This window comes from Streptomyces sp. MST-110588, from assembly GCF_022695595.1.
Taxonomy (GTDB): domain Bacteria; phylum Actinomycetota; class Actinomycetes; order Streptomycetales; family Streptomycetaceae; genus Streptomyces.
On record NZ_CP074380.1, the window covers coordinates 4,813,339 to 4,830,012 of the forward strand.

At 71.1% G+C, this 16,674-nt stretch carries 11 protein-coding genes, 1 tRNA gene and 2 pseudogenes; 2 read left to right on the forward strand and 12 right to left on the reverse strand.

What is annotated here, in order from left to right; genetic code table 11:
• Nucleotides 1-16 precede the first annotated feature (16 nt).
• Nucleotides 17-1,984 carry an FtsX-like permease family protein gene (locus KGS77_RS21145; RefSeq protein ID WP_242584210.1) on the reverse strand — a complete coding sequence of 656 codons (1,968 nt, stop codon included), beginning with the start codon at nt 1,982-1,984 and terminating at the stop codon, nt 17-19.
• A 148-nt stretch (nt 1,985-2,132) separates the two neighbouring features.
• On the opposite strand from KGS77_RS21145, the gene KGS77_RS21150 reads away from it, so the two are divergent.
• Entirely contained in the window at nt 2,133-2,774 is a 642-nt protein-coding gene (locus tag KGS77_RS21150) for a response regulator transcription factor (protein WP_242584212.1), read from the forward strand.
• Here the strand turns inward: KGS77_RS21150 and KGS77_RS21155 are convergent.
• From KGS77_RS21155 to KGS77_RS21170, 4 genes and pseudogenes are all read right to left on the reverse strand, one after another.
• The gene (locus KGS77_RS21155; RefSeq protein ID WP_242584214.1) at nt 2,702-3,745 is read right to left on the reverse strand and encodes a winged helix-turn-helix domain-containing protein; all 1,044 of its coding nucleotides are present in this window, start codon (nt 3,743-3,745) and stop codon (nt 2,702-2,704) included. The two genes, KGS77_RS21150 and KGS77_RS21155, sit on opposite strands and share 73 nt — an antisense overlap.
• A 111-nt stretch (nt 3,746-3,856) precedes the next feature.
• Nucleotides 3,857-5,332 (reverse strand): histidine kinase, encoded by a 1,476-nt coding sequence (locus KGS77_RS21160; protein WP_242584216.1) that lies wholly within the window; start codon nt 5,330-5,332, stop codon nt 3,857-3,859.
• A gap of 118 nt (nt 5,333-5,450) precedes the next feature.
• Nucleotides 5,451-6,053: a TetR/AcrR family transcriptional regulator gene (locus KGS77_RS21165; protein WP_242587599.1), complete on the reverse strand. Its 603-nt coding sequence runs from the start codon at nt 6,051-6,053 to the stop codon at nt 5,451-5,453.
• 127 nt (nt 6,054-6,180) lie between these two features.
• Nucleotides 6,181-7,178: pseudogene (locus tag KGS77_RS21170) on the reverse strand (acyl-CoA desaturase).
• Between the two features lie 359 nt (nt 7,179-7,537).
• Between KGS77_RS21170 and ppc the strand changes: the two are divergent.
• Nucleotides 7,538-10,338, forward strand: a pseudogene (ppc, locus tag KGS77_RS21175) (phosphoenolpyruvate carboxylase).
• A gap of 185 nt (nt 10,339-10,523) precedes the next feature.
• On the opposite strand, the gene KGS77_RS21180 reads toward ppc, so the two are convergent.
• The 7 genes from KGS77_RS21180 to KGS77_RS21210 all read right to left on the reverse strand — a co-directional run bounded on the left by KGS77_RS21180 (nt 10,524) and on the right by KGS77_RS21210 (nt 16,525).
• Nucleotides 10,524-11,234, reverse strand: coding sequence for a hypothetical protein (locus KGS77_RS21180; RefSeq protein WP_242584218.1), 711 nt, complete (start codon nt 11,232-11,234; stop codon nt 10,524-10,526).
• Between the two features lie 103 nt (nt 11,235-11,337).
• Nucleotides 11,338-11,928 carry an aminoacyl-tRNA hydrolase gene (pth, locus tag KGS77_RS21185; protein WP_242584220.1) on the reverse strand — a complete coding sequence of 197 codons (591 nt, stop codon included), beginning with the start codon at nt 11,926-11,928 and terminating at the stop codon, nt 11,338-11,340.
• A 148-nt stretch (nt 11,929-12,076) separates the two neighbouring features.
• A complete protein-coding gene (locus tag KGS77_RS21190; RefSeq protein WP_242584223.1) occupies nt 12,077-12,667 on the reverse strand; it encodes a 50S ribosomal protein L25/general stress protein Ctc in 591 nt (196 codons plus the stop codon).
• Between the two features lie 303 nt (nt 12,668-12,970).
• Nucleotides 12,971-13,945, reverse strand: a complete 975-nt coding sequence (locus KGS77_RS21195; RefSeq protein WP_242584225.1) for a ribose-phosphate diphosphokinase — start codon at nt 13,943-13,945, stop codon at nt 12,971-12,973.
• A gap of 70 nt (nt 13,946-14,015) precedes the next feature.
• Nucleotides 14,016-15,470, reverse strand: coding sequence for a bifunctional UDP-N-acetylglucosamine diphosphorylase/glucosamine-1-phosphate N-acetyltransferase GlmU (gene glmU / locus KGS77_RS21200; protein ID WP_242584227.1), 1,455 nt, complete (start codon nt 15,468-15,470; stop codon nt 14,016-14,018).
• Between the two features lie 113 nt (nt 15,471-15,583).
• Nucleotides 15,584-15,655, reverse strand: a tRNA-Gln gene (locus KGS77_RS21205).
• A gap of 27 nt (nt 15,656-15,682) precedes the next feature.
• On the reverse strand, nt 15,683-16,525 hold the full coding sequence (locus tag KGS77_RS21210) for a helix-turn-helix domain-containing protein (protein WP_242584229.1): 843 nt from the start codon (nt 16,523-16,525) through the stop codon (nt 15,683-15,685).
• Nucleotides 16,526-16,674 lie beyond the last annotated feature (149 nt).

Sequence of the window (16,674 nt, forward strand, 5' to 3'; positions counted from 1 at the left end):
CCCGCCGGGGCCGTCGTCAGACTGATCTTCGGGCGAAGTGGCGGTGCATGGCGGCGAACGGACGGGCGGTCGCGGCGGCGGGGAGGGTGATGGCCAGGGTGGCGGTGGCCAGGACGCCGAGGATCCAGGGGGCGTCGAAGGACGGGAGGACGCCGGTGCCCAGGGTGGCCGACAGCGGGATCAGGCAGGACAGCGCGACGGCGGCGGCCAGGGCCAGCCCGACCGCGCCCGCGCCCAGCGCCTCGTACAGGACGCAGCGCAGCATCTGGAAGCGGCCCAGGCCCAGCGCCCGCAGGTGGGCGCGCTGCGCCGCCCGGTCGCGCTGCGCCAGCGCGCCGGTGTTGGCCGCCGCCAGCAGGGAGTAGCCGCAGATCACCGCCACGGTGAGGCGGATGCCCAGGTTGTCGGCCGGGTTGCGGGCGAAGTCCGCCACGTACGCGGCGCGGGGCAGGACCTTCTGGCCCGGGGCGGCGGGCCAGGCGTCCGGGGAGCCGGACAGGGCGATGCGGTCGGCGTACGGAGCCTTGGTGTGGGCCAGCGCGGTGGCGCGGGGGATCATCAACCGGGGGAAGGCCAGCCCGCGTTCGTAGATGGCGGTCAGGCGCACGGGGCGGGCGGTGCCGTCGGGGAGCTTGAGGCGTACGGAGCTTCCCAAGGCCCAGTGATGTTCGTCGGCCAGTTCGGCCGCGGCGGCGAAGGTGCCCGGCCGGAGGGCGGAGATGCTGCCCCGGGTCACGCCCAGGTCCACCACACGGGCCAGTGCGGGGCCGTCGACGCCCCAGGCGCGGACCGGGCCGGGCTTGCTGTCGTACGCGCCGGGCGGCGTGGTGACCTTGGCGGCCAGCAGCGGGACGGCGGTGACGCCCGGGTGGCGGCCGGGGGAGGCCGGGAGCCGGGTGCCCGGCCCGGCGGTCACCATCGCGTCGGCCAGCAGGCCCGCCCCCGTCTGGTCCCGGACCGCGCGGTCCACCGTCGTACCGGCCCCCAGCAGCGCGCCCGCGACGCCGACGGCCAGCAGCACCGGGACCGCCATGGCCGTCGTACGCGCCGGAGCCGCCCGCAGTCCCGCGGCGGCGATCCGGCCCACCCGCCGGTCCACCACGCGCAGCGCCGTACACACCGGACGGGTCAGCGCCGGTACGAGCCAGGGCGCCAGGACGGCCAGGGTGGGCACGACCATCAGCGCCACCCCGGGCGCCATCGCCGCCCGCACCGTCGCGGGAAAGCCGGGCAGAGCCATGACCACCAGCAGCGGGAGGACCAGCAGAGCCACCATCACCAGGCCGGTGACCAGACGCGCCCGGCTGCGCACGGGCGGCGGACCGGACGTCTTGAGCAGGCCGACCGGCGCGCCCCGGCCCGCCGCCAGCACGCTCAGCAGCGCGGCCAGTACGGCCACCGCGGCGGTGGCCAGGCAGACTCCCAGCCCGGTCAGCGCGGTGAGCGCGGGGCCCGGGAGACCGGTGCCGGCCGGCAGGAGCTGCTGGGCGACCAGGAGCCCGCGTCCCGCGTACGCCAGCGGCACCATGGCGAGGGCCGAGCCGGCCGCCGCGGACAGCACGGCCAGCCGCGCGACGTCCAGCGCCACCATCAGGCGCGTACGGCCGGCCGTGACACCCAGGGCCCGCAGCACGGCGAACTGCCCCAGCCGCTGTCCGGTCCACAGCGAGACGGTCGAGCCGATCACCAGCACCGCGCACATCAGCAGCAGGGACAGCAGCATCGAGAGCAACTGCCGCACCCCCTCGTCGGCCTCGGCCGCCGGGGAGCCGGGCGGCCGGACCGTCAGGCCCGCGCCGAGGAGCAGCAGCGCGCAGGCGCCGGCCCCGGCGGCCGTCAGGGCGCAGGCCAGGGCCGCGCCGGCCACCTGGCCCGTACGGTGGCGTAATTCCGACCGGAAGAGGCGGCCGGTGCCGCCACCGAGGCGGATGCCGGTGTCATGGGCCCCGCTGTGTCTCCGGTGCTTCCTCTGCCCGCTTCGCATGCGTCAACTTCCCTCGTCGGTACGGCATGAACGGCCTGGACGGTGAACAGCATGGACGATGAAGGGCATGCACGATGAAGGGCATGCACGGTGAAGGGCATGCACGGTGAAGGGCATGGTCGGTGAACGGCATGGCACGATGAACAACATGACGACGCGCATCGTGATCGCGGATGACCAGCCCGGCATCCGCAAGGGGTTCCGGCGCATACTTGAGGCCCAGCCGGACCTGTGCGTCGTCGCCGAGGCGGACAACGGCAACGCGGCCTGGGAAGCGGCCCGTACGCTCTCCCCGGACGTGCTGCTGGCCGACATCCGGATGCCGGGCATGGACGGGCTGGAGCTGACCCGCGAGATCGTGGCGGCTGCCCTGCCGGTGCGGGTGGTCGTCGTCACCACCTTCGACCTCGACGAATATGTGCACACGGCGCTGCGCGAGGGCGCCTGCGGCTTCCTGCTGAAACGTTCCCGCGCCGCCCTGCTCGTCGAGGCCGTACGGGCGGCGGTGGAAGGGGACGCACTGATCAGCCCGGAGATCACCACCCGGCTGCTGACCCGGCTGACGAGCCCCCGCCGCCCCGCCCGGCCCCCGGCCGAGCCGCTGACCGCGCGGGAGAGCGAGGTGGCCCGGCTGGTGGCGGAAGGGCTGACCAACTCCGACATCGGCGCCGAACTGTTCATCTCCCTGGGCACCGTCAAAACCCACCTGGCCAACCTTCAGCGCAAACTGAACGTCCGTAACCGCGTCGGCATCGCCGCGGCGGTGTGGGAATCCGGCCTGATGCGGTAACCGGGCTCCGCCGCCGGCGCCGGCTCCCCCCGCAGCAGCCGGCGCCCGAGCGGAGTGACGGTGTGCAGCACCTGATTGCCGTTGCGGCGGCTGAAGATCAGGCCCGTACCGCGCAGTACGGCGGTGTGCTGGCTCACCGCGGCCGAGGACACCCCGATCCGGCGCGCCAGTTCCCCATTGGTGCACCCTTCCCGTACGGCCTCCAGCGCCGCCGCCCGCGTCCGGCCCAGCAGTGCGGCCAGCCGTCCCTTAGGATCCCCGGACACGGCCGGCGCCTGCGGGACACCGTCCTCCAGGAGGCGCCGGTTTCTGTTGTGCCGCCCGTCCGGACGGCTGGGCACGACCAGCACCGGCCCGGCGCCGGCGCCCTCGGCCCGCCCGGGCGGCAGCACCACGCCCGCGCCCTGGAGGAAGAAGGACGGCGCGAGCCGCAGCCCGCTGCCGCCCGGCACCACCTCCATGTCCTGGCCGTCCTCCTGCGAGGCGATCTCCAGCACCGGCGCCCGCCAGCGGATTCCCGGGCCCAGGCTGCTGAACAGGGCCTCGATGCCGTTGTTGCACACGATCTCCCGGTGCGCCTCCTCGGCCGACTCCAGATGCGTACGCACCTGGTTCCAGTACGGCTGGACGGCGAACCGGTGCAGGTCCCGGACCGCGGCGCACACCCGGTGGCGCGGCACCTCCGGCGTCCGCGGCCCGGCCCGCAGCCGCGCCGCGGCACCCGACCACACGGCCATGATCTCGCCCGCGCCGCCACCGGACCGCGTCAGCCGCCGCACCCCTTCCCACCGCGCGTCCGACGAGGTGAACACGCCGTTGACCGTACGGCGCCACGCCCGCAGGTACTCACCGCTGCTCTCCCTCAGCGCCTCCACGGCGAAGACCGCTTCGGCGTACGGGCCGAGCGACCCGATGATCCGTATACGCGTCAGGTCGGCGGGACAGAGGGTGATGCGGGTGATGTGCTGCATGTGGTCACGGCTCCCCGTTGAGATCGGTGCACGCGGAGCGGGAGACGCGGAGCGAGAGACGGCCTCGGCCGGTGGTGACGGGCTGCCCGCGCTCCCCCGCGAGGGCTCCGATCATGGTGGCAGCGCGCTGTTCGTACGGGCATCAGCCGTTCGGCGGATCTTGCCGCGCGGGGACGTGAGGGGTGTGGGGGCGTGGGGGACGTCCGAGCCATGGGCGGACCCGTGACGGGGGACGGGAGGGAGCCCGCCGGGGCCCTCGCGATGGCGGGCGGCACCGAGCGGCAGCAGCGCCGTGACCCGCCACCCCGCCGGCCGCCGTGGGCCCGCGCTCAGCTCACCGCCCAGCCGCCGGACCTGTTCGGTCAGGCCGGCGATCCCCAGCCCGCCGGCTTCCTGGCCGCGCCCGGCCAGCGCGGGGGCCGGCTGCGGGCACGGGGCGTCGTCGGTCACCTGGACCCGCAGCGCCCGCCCGGTGCCGTACGCGACGACGCACAGCGCGATCTCCACCTTCGTCGCGGTGGCCGCGTGCCGCCGTACGTTGGTCAGAGCCTCCACGACCACCCGATAGCCGGTCGCGCTGACCTCGGCGGGCAGGTCCTCGGGCAGCCCGTCGGCCAGATCCAGGACCGCCTCGGGCGACCCGGTACGGGTGAACCGCTCGGCCAGCGACGGCAGTTCGCTCAGGTCCCGGCGCGGACGTACGCGAGCGGGCCGGTCACGGCTGGGACCGCCCCCGGGACCGACGCCGACGCCGGCCCCGACTCCGACGCCGGGACCTGAGCCGGAGTCGGAGCCGCGGCCGGAACCGGAATCGGGGGCAGAGCCGGCGTCGGCGTCGGAGTGGGCGAGCAGCCGTACCGTCTGGTCCATCGCCGCTAGGGCCTGCGCCCCGGCCGCTCCGATCTCCGGCAGCAGCGCCAGGGCCTGGCGCGGGTCCTCCTCCGCCATGACCTGGGCGGCCTCGACCAGGACGACCATCGTGGTGACGTCGTGCGCGGCGTAGTCGTGCAGGTCGCGGGCCAGATTCATACGCTGGACGCGGCGCTCGGCGGCCAGCGCGGCGCGGCTGCGGGCGTCCAGGTTCCGCAGGTAGCAGCCGATGGCGACCGCCACGAGGGCCGCGATGATGAGCAGGACGGACACATCCTCAAGATCGGGCTTGTGGGGCGCACCCCGGTAGGTCGTCAGGAACCGGAGCTGACCCATCGCCAGCGCCGCCGTCAGCAGCACCGCGATCCCGGAGGCCGTACGGACCGGGGCCCGCCGCACGCTCGCGGAGAGGAGCACCAGCATGGCGAACACCTCGGCGGTCCACCAGTTGGCCGTGTCGTTCGTCGACAGTTCGTCCTGGTGGACGAGGGTGACCGCCAGCGACGACACACCGGCCACCGTGGCGGCGGCCGACACCAGCCACGCGCGCCGGGGGTTGGCCACCATCGGAAGCAGCCCGGCGCCGACCACGAGCGCGCCACAGCCGCTGATCAGCGGAGTCACCTGCTCGGCCGTCGACACCGCGATCATCAGTGTCACCGCCACCAGGACCCCGTACGCGCCCTGGCGTAACCACACCCGCCCCTGTTTCCTCACGGACGGAAGGCTAGGCCCGATGCCGCCCATACGGCGACAGTCCCGACAGCCGCCACGCCCCCCGAACGACGCCGCTCAGACCCCCCGAGCAGCGCCTCTCGGTACCCGAAGGCACCTTTCAGGCCCGCCGGTGCCCTATCAGCCGCGGCTTGGGCTCCAGGCCGTCCAGGCCGTGCCAGGCCAGGTTCACCAGGTGGGCCGCGACCTCGGCCTTCTTCGGTTTGCGCACGTCCAGCCACCACTGGCCGGTCAGCGCGACCATGCCGACCAGCGCCTGCGCGTACAGCGGTGCCAGCTTCGGATCGAAGCCGCGGGCCTTGAACTCCAGGCCGAGGATGTCCTCGACCTGGGTCGCGATGTCACTGATGAGTGAGGCGAAGGTGCCGGTGGACTGGGCGACGGGGGAGTCCCGTACGAGGATGCGGAAGCCGTCCGTGTAGGACTCGATGTAGTCCAGCAGGGCGAACGCCGCCTGCTCCAGGAGTTCGCGGGGGTGGCCGGCGGTCAGCGCGCCGGTGACCATGTCCAGCAACTGGCGCATCTCACGGTCGACGACGACGGCGTACAGGCCCTCCTTGCCGCCGAAGTGCTCGTACACCACCGGCTTGGAGACCCCGGCCTTGGCCGCGATCTCCTCCACGGACGTGCCTTCGAAGCCGCGCTCCGCGAAGAGCGCGCGACCGATGTCCAGCAACTGCTCGCGGCGCTCCGCGCCGGTCATGCGCACCCGGCGGGTACGCCGGGCGCTCGCGCCGGTGGGAACCCGCTCCTTGTCGGCCCTATCCGCCCTGTCGGCCTTATCTGCCTTGTCGGTGTTCACGCTGCTGCCGTCGATCGCCACCCGTCAATCATGCCGCTTGTCCGGCCTTGTCCTTGCGCCGGGCGTCGATGCGCGAGGCGTCCGGCCACCGCACGTCATACGCCCAGCCCGCCTTCTCGAACCAGCGGATCAGACGGGCACTGGAGTCGAGCTGGCCCTTGAGCACGCCGTGCCGGGCCGAGGTCGGGTCGGCGTGGTGCAGGTTGTGCCAGGACTCGCCGCAGGACAGCACCGCCAGCCACCACACGTTGCCCGACCGGTCGCGCGACTTGAAGGGGCGCTTGCCCACCGCGTGACAGATCGAGTTGATCGACCACGTGACGTGGTGCAGCAGCGCCACACGCACCAGCGAACCCCAGAAGAACGCCGTCAGCGCACCCTGCCAGGACCACGTCACCAGGCCCCCACCAGCGGCGGGAGCAGCAGCGATACGGTCGTCCACAGGACGAACTGACGGGAGATCCGGCGGATCACGTCGTCCTTGATCAGGTCCGGCGCGTACTTGTGCTGCGGGGTCTGCTCCTCGTCGAACATCCAGCCGATGTGCGCCCACCACAGGCCCTTCAGCAGCGCCGGCACCGTCTCGCCGTACCGCCACGGGGAGTGCGGGTCGCCCTGCGCGTCGGAGAACTTGTGGTGCTTGCGGTGGTCCGCCACCCAGCGGACGAGCGGTCCCTCGACCGCCAGCGAACCCATGATCGCCAGCGCGATCCGCAGCGGCCGGCGCGCCTTGAACGAGCCGTGCGTGAAATAGCGGTGGAAACCGATGGTGATGCCGTGGCAGCCGATGAAGTACATGGCGGCCATCAGGCCCAGGTCGAGCCAGCTCACCCCCCAGCCCCACGCCAGCGGCACCGCCGCCAGCAGGGCGACGAACGGCAGGGTGATGAACAGCAGCAGAGTTATCTGCTCGACCGAACGCTTGCTGTCGCCGCCCAGCGTGGCGGAGGGCAGCGGGCTTTGGACGGGAGCCGGCGGCTGTGGCGTCAGAAGCTCGGGGCCGGCGGTTTCGGGGCCAGCAGTCATATACGTCCCTCGTCAGGGGCTCGGGAACGGTCACGGCTACGGGACCGTAACCTACGGTCTCGTAAGTATGGCAGCGCTGACGCCACGTTCAAGGCCCCGACAGGCTCCTTATGGACGGCCCGAGCGGGGGAGGGGGCGGAGGGCATCGGCGGGCAAAGGCGGGCCAACCGGACGTACGCCGGAGGTGCCGGGCGGACGGGTGACCACAGAACGGACAGGGTGATCCGGCCCCGGAGAACACACCTATCCTGGGGGCGTCGGACAGCGCGGTCCGCAACCCGCCCCCAGCCACCACCGGGGGCACCCCTGCAAGCCCGGACGTGCTCAGATCACGAAGATCACTGCAAGGAGCCGCACCTGTGAGCAGTGCCGACAACACCCCCGCCGAGACCGCCCCCACCGCAGCCGACGACCGTCCCGCTCCCGGCGACCGTCACGGCCGCGCCGGTGCCGACGGCCGCGACAACGGGGCGCTGCGCGCCGACATCCGCCGCCTCGGCGACCTCCTCGGCGAAACCCTCGTCCGCCAGGAAGGCCCCGAACTCCTCGCCCTGGTCGAACGCGTCCGCGCCCTGACCCGCTCCGACGGCGAAGCCGCCGCCCGGCTCCTGGGCGAAACCGACCTGCCCACCGCCGCCAAGCTGGTGCGCGCCTTCTCCACCTACTTCCACCTCGCCAACGTCACCGAACAGGTGCACCGAGGCCGCGAGCTGCGCGCCAGGCGCGCCGCCGAAGGCGGCATCCTCGCCCGTACGGCCGACATGCTCAAGGACGCCGACCCCGCACACCTCCGGGAAACCGCCGCCAACCTCGGCGTACGGCCCGTCTTCACCGCCCACCCCACCGAAGCCGCCCGCCGCTCCGTCCTGACCAAGCTCCGCGAGGTCGCCGAGCTCCTGGACCGCACCGACACCACCGAACGCCGCCGCGCCGACCTGCGCCTGGCCGAGAACATCGACCTCATCTGGCAGACCGACGAACTGCGCGTCACCCGCCCCGAACCCACCGACGAAGCCCGCAACGCCATCTACTACCTCGACGAACTCGGCCGCGGCGCCGTCGGAGACGTCCTGGAAGACCTGGCCGCCGAACTCGAACGGGCCGGCGCCCACCTCCCGCCCGGCACCCGCCCCCTGACCTTCGGCACCTGGATCGGCGGTGACCGCGACGGCAACCCCAACGTCACCCCCCAGGTCACCTGGGACGTCCTGATCCTCCAGCACGAACACGGCATCACCGACGCCCTCGAACACATCGACGAGCTGCGCGGTGCCCTGTCCAACTCCATCCGCAACTGCGGCGCCACCGAGGAACTCCTGGCCTCCCTGAGCCGCGACCTGGAACTCCTCCCCGAGATCAGCCCCCGCTACAAGCGCCTGAACGCCGAGGAGCCCTACCGCCTCAAGGCCACCTGCATCCGCCAGAAGCTCCTCAACACCCGCGAACGCCTCGCCGCCGACACCCCCCACGTCCCCGGACGCGATTACCTCGGCACCGCCGGCCTCATCGAGGACCTCACCCTCATCCAGACCTCCCTGCGCGAACACCGCGGCGGCCTGGTCGCCGACGGCCGCCTGGAACGCACCATCCGTACGATCGCCGCCTTCGGCCTCCAGCTCGCCACCATGGACATCCGCGAGCACGCCGACGCCCACCACCACACCCTCGGCCAGCTCTTCGACCGCCTCGGCGAGGAATCCTGGCGCTACGTCGACATGCCGCGCGACTACCGCCGCAAGCTCCTGGCCAAGGAACTCCGCTCCCGCCGCCCCCTGGCCCCCACCCCCGCCCCCTGGACGAAGCCGGTGCCAAGACCCTCGGCGTCTTCCGCACCATCCTCAAGGCCAAGGAAACCTTCGGCCCCGAAATCGTCGAGTCCTACATCATCTCCATGTGCCAGGGCTCCGACGACGTCTTCGCCGCCACCGTCCTGGCCCGCGAAGCCGGCCTCATCGACCTCCACGCCGGCTGGGCAAAGATCGGCATCGTCCCCCTCCTGGAAACCACCGACGAACTGAAGATCGCCGACCGGCTCCTGGACGAAATGCTCGCCGACCCCTCCTACCGGCGCCTGGTCGCCCTGCGCGGCGACGTCCAGGAAGTCATGCTCGGCTACTCCGACTCCTCCAAGTTCGGCGGCATCACCACCTCCCAATGGGAGATCCACCGCGCCCAGCGCCTGCTGCGCGACGTCGCCCACCGGCACGGCGTACGACTGCGCCTCTTCCACGGCCGCGGCGGCACCGTCGGCCGCGGCGGCGGCCCCTCCCACGACGCGATCCTCGCCCAGCCCTACGGCACCCTCGAAGGCGAGATCAAGGTCACCGAACAGGGCGAGGTCATCTCCGACAAGTACCTGGTCCCCTCCCTCGCCCGGGAGAACCTGGAACTGACGGTCGCCGCCACCCTCCAGGCCTCCGCACTGCACACCGCCCCCCGCCAGTCCGACGAGGCCCTGGCCCGCTGGGACGCCGCCATGGACACCGTCTCCGACGCCGCCCACGGTGCCTACCGCCGCCTGGTCGAAGACCCCGACCTGCCCGCGTACTTCTTCGCCTCCACCCCCGTCGACCAGCTCGCCGAACTCCACCTCGGCTCCCGGCCCTCCCGCCGCCCCGACTCCGGCGCCGGCCTGGACGGACTGCGCGCCATCCCCTGGGTCTTCGGCTGGACCCAGTCCCGCCAGATCGTCCCCGGCTGGTACGGCGTCGGAACGGGCCTCGCCGCCGCCCGCGCAGCCGGCCTGGACACCGTCCTGGACGAGATGCACGAGCACTGGCACTTCTTCCGCAACTTCCTGTCCAACGTCGCCATGACCCTGGCCAAGACCGACCTGCGGATCGCCCGCCACTACGTCGACACCCTCGTCCCCGACCACCTCAAGCACGTCTTCACCACCATCGAGGCCGAACACGAGCTGACCGTACGGGAAGTCCTGCGCATCACCGGAGAAAACGAACTGCTGGACTCCAACCCGGTACTCAAGCAGACCTTCCGCATCCGCGACGCCTACCTGGACCCCATCTCCTACCTCCAGGTCTCCCTCCTCCACCGCCAGCGCGAAGCCGCCGCACAAGGCGAAGAAGCCGACCCGGTCCTGGCCCGGGCACTGCTCCTGACCGTCAACGGAGTCGCGGCGGGACTGCGCAACACGGGCTGACCCGGCGGCCGGCCGGGCCGGTGACCTGATCCGCTACCGCGTACCGGAGCCCCCGGGGCCGCCGCGCACCGCTGGTTCCGGGTGCGCGGCGGGCCCGGTCGGCCCTGCCGGGCCGGCGTCCCCAATCGCCGGACGGGCCCGATCCGGCGGGTGCGGCGCGGCACCTCACAGCGCGGCTCAGGACTTCACAGCGCGATGAAAGCCCCGCCCAGGAGCAGCACGCCCACCAGGCCCATGCCCCACGCCGTACGGTGCATCCGCAGCCCGCCGGCCACCACCAGGGCCGCCAGCAGCAGCGCGCCCGCGAACGGCACCCATGCGTGCAGGATGCCGCCGAGCCCCGTCCGTACCGCACTGTCCGTCCCCGGCTTGAGCGTCACCTCGATCCGCGCGCCCTGCTCCGGGGCCGACGCCGCGGCGATCGACACCCGGGCGTGCTCCGCGCCGCCCGGCACGGACGGCTCGTACGGGCCCGTACACCGCTCACCATGGCAGACCGCCACCGTCATCGTGCCCCGCTCCCGGCCCTTGACGAACATCGCGTACTGAGCGGTGTGCCACGACGTCCAGACCCCGGCGACCAGCAGCACCAGCGTCAGGACGGCCATCAGCGCGGACCGGGCGGCCACCAGGAGTCTGCGCAGGCCCGCACCCGCCCGGCGGGCCCGGCCGGGTCCGCCGGCAGCGGGCTTCCTGGCCGCGGCGGGCCTGCCGGATGTCCGCGGCTTTCCGGTCGTCCGCGGCTTTCCGGATGTCCGCGGCTTTCCGGATGTCCGCGGCTTTCCGGCAGGCCGGGCGGACCGGGCAAGCCGGGGCGACGAGGCGCTCTTGGATCCCGCCTTCAGCCCGGCCGCGCTGGAACCGGCCGTCCTGGTACGCGTACTGGTACTGGGCATGGCGGCGATCCTTGGCCATATGACAGCACTCGGTCAACTCCGGGCCCGGCCGGACCGCCCACCCCGCCCGGCGGTTCGCCCGCCGTGCCCCACCCTGCCCGCTTCAGGAGTTGTACGCGCTCTGCGCCCGTTCCAGCCCATCGGTGACCAGCGACTCCACCGCGTCCGCCGCCCGGTCCACGAAGTAGTCCAGCTCCTTGCGCTCCGCCGAGGAGAAGTCCTTCAGCACGAAGTCCGCCACCTGCATACGACCCGGCGGCCGGCCGATCCCGAACCGCACCCGGTGATAGTCCGGCCCCAGTGACTTCGTGATCGACTTCAGCCCGTTGTGACCGTTGTCGCCGCCGCCCAGCTTCAGCCGCAGCGTCCCGTAATCGATGTCCAGCTCGTCATGGACCACCACGACATGGCCGGCCGGCACCTTGTAGAAATCCCGCAGCGCCGTCGTCGGACCACCCGACAGATTCATGAACGACATCGGCTTGGCCACCACCACCCGCCGGCTGCCCGGCCCCGGCGCCCCGATCCGCCCCTCCACGACCTGCGCCCGCGCCTTGTGCGCCTTGAAACGCGCCCCCATACGCTCCGCCAGCAGATCCGCCACCATGAACCCCACGTTGTGACGGTGGGAGGCGTACTCCGGCCCCGGATTGCCCAGCCCCACGATCAGCCAGGGCTGCCCTGTGTCCGTCATCCCCACATCTCCCGTCCTTGCATCCGCCGTCCGCGGGCCGTCCGCCGTCCGCGCATCTCCCGTCCCCACATCGCCTCGAAACAGCCCAACCGCCACCCCGCACCCGAAGGTGCGGAGCGGCGGTTGGAAAAGCCGGTCCGGAAGGGGATCAGCCCTGGGCCTCGTCACCCTCGCCCTCGGCGGACTCCGCCGGGGCCTCGGCCTGCGCCGAGACGACCTGAAGGACGACGGTCTCCGCCTCGACGGCCAGCGACGAGCCGGCCGGCAGGGTGATGTCCTTGGCCAGCACCGAGTCACCGGCGTCCAGGCCCGCCACGGAGACGGTCACCGACTCCGGGATGTGGGTGGCCTCGGCCTCGACCGGCAGGGTGTTCAGCAGGTGCTCCAGCAGGTTCGCACCCGGCGCCAGGTCACCCTCGGTGTGGATCGGGATCTCCACCGTGACCTTCTCGCCCTGCTTGACGGCCAGGAAGTCCACGTGGACCAGGAAGCCACGGATGGCCTCACGCTGCACGGCCTTGGGGATGACCAGCTCGCTCTTGCCGTCCACGTCCAGACGGATCAGGGCGTTCGGGGTCTTCAGGGCCATCATCAGCGCGTGGCTGTCCACCGCGACGTGCATCGGCTCGGCACCGTGGCCGTAGATGACCGCCGGGACCTTGTTCTCGCGACGCGTCTGACGCGCGGCACCCTTGCCGAAGTTGGTACGGGCCTCAGCGGCGAGCTTGATCTCGGCCATGGCGCACTCCTCGTGATCTGTACGGAATCGGACCGTCACCCGGCCCACGACAGACCTGCTACGAAGAGCGCGTCGATAACGGACCGCCGCACATAAAATGCGGCCTCCCTCGCCGAGCAACTCACTGAGTCTACCCGGCGGGGAAGCCGCACCCAAAGTCGATCACTCAGCCCCGCAAGCCGTACGAGCTGCGCAAGCCGTACGAGCCGTACAAGTCGCACGAACTCCGTGAACCGTGCAAGCCGCACGAACTCCGCGAACTGTGCAAGCCGCACGAGCCGAGCGAGGAGGCCGAGCCGTCGCTTACTGCTCCTCGAACAGGCTCGTCACCGAGCCGTCCTCGAAGACCTCCTGGATCGCCCGCGCGATCGTCGGCGCCATCGACAGCACCGTGATCTTGTCGAGCTCCAGCTCACCGGGGGTCGGCAGGGTGTTGGTGAAGACGAACTCACTCACCCGCGAGTTCTTCAGACGGTCCGCCGCCGGACCCGACAGGATGCCGTGCGTCGCCGTCACGATCACATCCGCCGCACCGTTGGCGAACAGCGCGTCCGCCGCCGCACAGATCGTGCCACCGGTGTCGATCATGTCGTCGACCAGGACACACACCCGGCCCCGCACGTCACCGACCACCTCGTGCACGGTGACCTGGTTCGCCACGTCCTTGTCACGCCGCTTGTGCACGATCGCCAGCGGCGCGTCCAGCCGGTCGCACCACCGGTCCGCCACCCGCACCCGGCCCGCGTCCGGCGAGACCACCGTCAGCTTGTCCCGGTCCACCTTCGCGCCCACGTAGTCCGCCAGCACCGGCAGCGCGAACAGGTGGTCCACCGGGCCGTCGAAGAAACCCTGGATCTGGTCGGTGTGCAGGTCCACCGTGACGATACGGTCCGCACCCGCCGTCTTGAGCAGGTCCGCGATCAGCCGCGCCGAGATCGGCTCCCGGCCACGGTGCTTCTTGTCCTGACGGGCGTACCCGTACGACGGGATGACCACCGTGATGCTCCGGGCCGAGGCCCGCTTCAGAGCATCCAGCATGATCAACTGCTCCATGATCCACTTGTTGATGGGAGCCGTGTGGCTCTGCATCAAGAAGCAGTCCGCTCCACGGGCCGACTCCTGATAACGGACATAGATCTCACCGTTGGCGAAGTCGAACGCCTTCGTCGGGACCAGGCCGACACCGAGCTGGTGCGCGACCTCCTCGGCCAGCTCGGGGTGGGCGCGGCCGGAGAAGAGCATCAACTTCTTCTCGCCGGTCGTCTTGATCCCGGTCACAGCAAATCTCCTCGAATCCTGTTTGCGTGCGTCTATCACGGTACGCCCCGCACGGCGTACCCGAGCACGATCACTGCTCGCCGTCGGTCTCCTGGCGAGCAGCCGAAGCGGCCTGCGCGGCGGCGCTTCCGGGCCGCTTCCGAGCGACCCAACCCTCGATATTCCGCTGCTGGCCGCGAGCGACCGCGAGCGAACCCGGGGGCACATCCTTGGTGATCACGGAGCCGGCAGCGGTGTACGCGCCGTCCCCGACCGTGACAGGAGCCACAAACATGTTGTCCGATCCGGTCTTGCAGTGCGACCCGATCGTCGTGTGGTGCTTGGCCTCACCGTCGTAGTTCACGAACACGCTCGCCGCACCGATGTTGGAGAACTCACCGATCGTCGCATCGCCCACGTACGACAGGTGCGGCACCTTCGTGCCCTCACCGATCGTGGCGTTCTTCATCTCCACGTACGTACCGGCCTTCGACTTCGGCCCCAGATCCGTACCGGGCCGCAGATACGCGTACGGACCCACGTTCGCCCCCGCACCGATCCGCGCACCGTCGGACACCGTGAACGACACCACCGCGCCCTCACCGACCGACGTGTCCGTCAGCCGCGAATGCGGACCCACCTGGGCGTGCGCGGCGACATGCGTCCCGCCCAGCAACTGCGTCCCCGGGTGCACCGTCGCGTCCGGCTCGAAGGTGACCGTCACATCCACCCACGTCGACGCCGGATCCACCACCGTCACACCACTGAGCATCGCGCGCTCCAGCAGCCGCTCGTTCAGCAGCCGGCGGGCCTGGGCCAACTGCACACGGTTGTTGATCCCCAGGATCTCCCGGTGATCCGCCGCCACCGCCGCACCCACCCGGTGCCCGGCCTCCCGCAGAATCCCCAGCACGTCCGTGAGGTACTCCTCACCCTGGCTGTTGTCCGTCCGCACCTTGCCCAGCGCGTCCGTCAGCAACTGCGCGTCGAAGGCGAACACCCCGGAATTGATCTCCCGGACCAGACGCTGCGCCTCGGTGGCGTCCTTGTGCTCGACGATCTCGGTGACCGCGCCGTCCTCGGCACGGATGATCCGCCCGTACCCCGTGGCGTCCGGCACCTCGGCAGACAGGACCGTGACGGCGTTCCCGTCCGCGGCGTGCGTACCGGCCAGCGCGGCCAGCGTCTCCCCCGTCAGCAGCGGGGTGTCACCGCAGACGACGATCACGGTGCCGTCCAGCGCGACACCGCTGTCGCTCAGCTCCTCCAGCCCCATCCGTACGGCGTGACCGGTGCCGTTCTGCTCGTGCTGCACGGCGGTACGGATGTCCGGGCCGATCCCCTGGAGATGCGCCCGCACCTGCTCACGGGCGTGGCCGACGACCACGACGAGGTGCTCGGGGTCCAGCTCACGGGCGGCGGCGACGACATGCCCGACGAGGGAACGGCCGCTGAGGGTGTGCAGGACCTTGGGGGTCGACGACTTCATGCGGGTGCCCTCACCCGCTGCGAGAACGACGACGGCTGCCGGGCGATTGGCGCTCACGGGGATGCCCTTCGGCTTCTTCGGGTGGTGGACACCCGAAGGATACCGGTGTGGTTTGAAGCCGAAACGCAGAAGGGTCCCGACCTTGCGGTCAGGACCCGAACTTCGAATTGCTCCCCCGCCAGGACTCGAACCCGGACAGATGGCACCAAAAGCCACAGTGCTGCCAATTACACCACGGGGGATGGTTTCGGTCTAAACCGGACATTCCGTCAGGCTGTCGACCGGGCTCCCAACACTATGCCGCACCACCAGCCTTCGATGCGACGGTATAGGTCTGCGCTTTGCGTGACGTAGATCGCTAGACAGCCTCTGTAGGTGAGCCCGGTGTTCTTCCGGTTCGTTGTCGGCCGGTGGCGCTTGAGTACCGTCTTGTTGAAGAGGGATGCGTCCACGCCGACGAGTTCCGACCAGTACTTCTCGGCGGCGGCCACATCGGCGGACTCGTGGATGCTGACATTGAAGTGCATCCGCTCCCTGGTCACGCCCATCAGCTCCAGCCACTTCAGGAAGAGGCTGATCACGTCGGGGTCGCTGTTGATGAACCTCACCAGCTCCCGGCGGGCGTACGGCTTGTCCTTGCCGCCCTCCGCCCAGTAGAGCGCGACCCCGGCGATGAACAGATCGCGGTCGGTCAGCTCGCCGACCTCGCCTTGGGCTTCCTTCTTCGTCCGCTCGCGCAGTTCGTCCCGCTCCTTGCGGTACGGCGCCCAGCGGGCCTCACGCATGCGCTCCAGGTGTTCGGGCCGAGGGGCCGGTTTGGGCAGGTCGCGAACCCAGAGAGAGACCGAACTCTTCGAGACGCCCAGACGCTCCACGATCTCGTTGTAGGTCATGCCCTGCGCCCGTAGCTCCCGCGCCTTCGCCCGTAGGTCGTCCTTCGCGTTCGGGCGGCGGGTCCAGTCCGGTGGGGGCTCGCCTTCGAGCAGGCGGTTGAGGATGTCGTTGTTGTGGACGTGCAGGCGGTCGCGGATCTGGCGGCGGCTGAGGCCCTCGCGGCGGAGGGTGACGGCCTGCTCGCGCAGGGACTCGAAGTGCGTCGGTGTTTCCGGCATGACGCCAGCTTCATGGTCCGGTTATACAAAATCCCCGAAAATGCGAGCGGTTCAGTAGTTCGAGGGAAAGCTGCGGATACTGGCCGGTAACGGGCGAGGGGCGTGCATGGGCACTCGACGGAAAAAGGTTCGTGGGCGCCCGTAGGCTG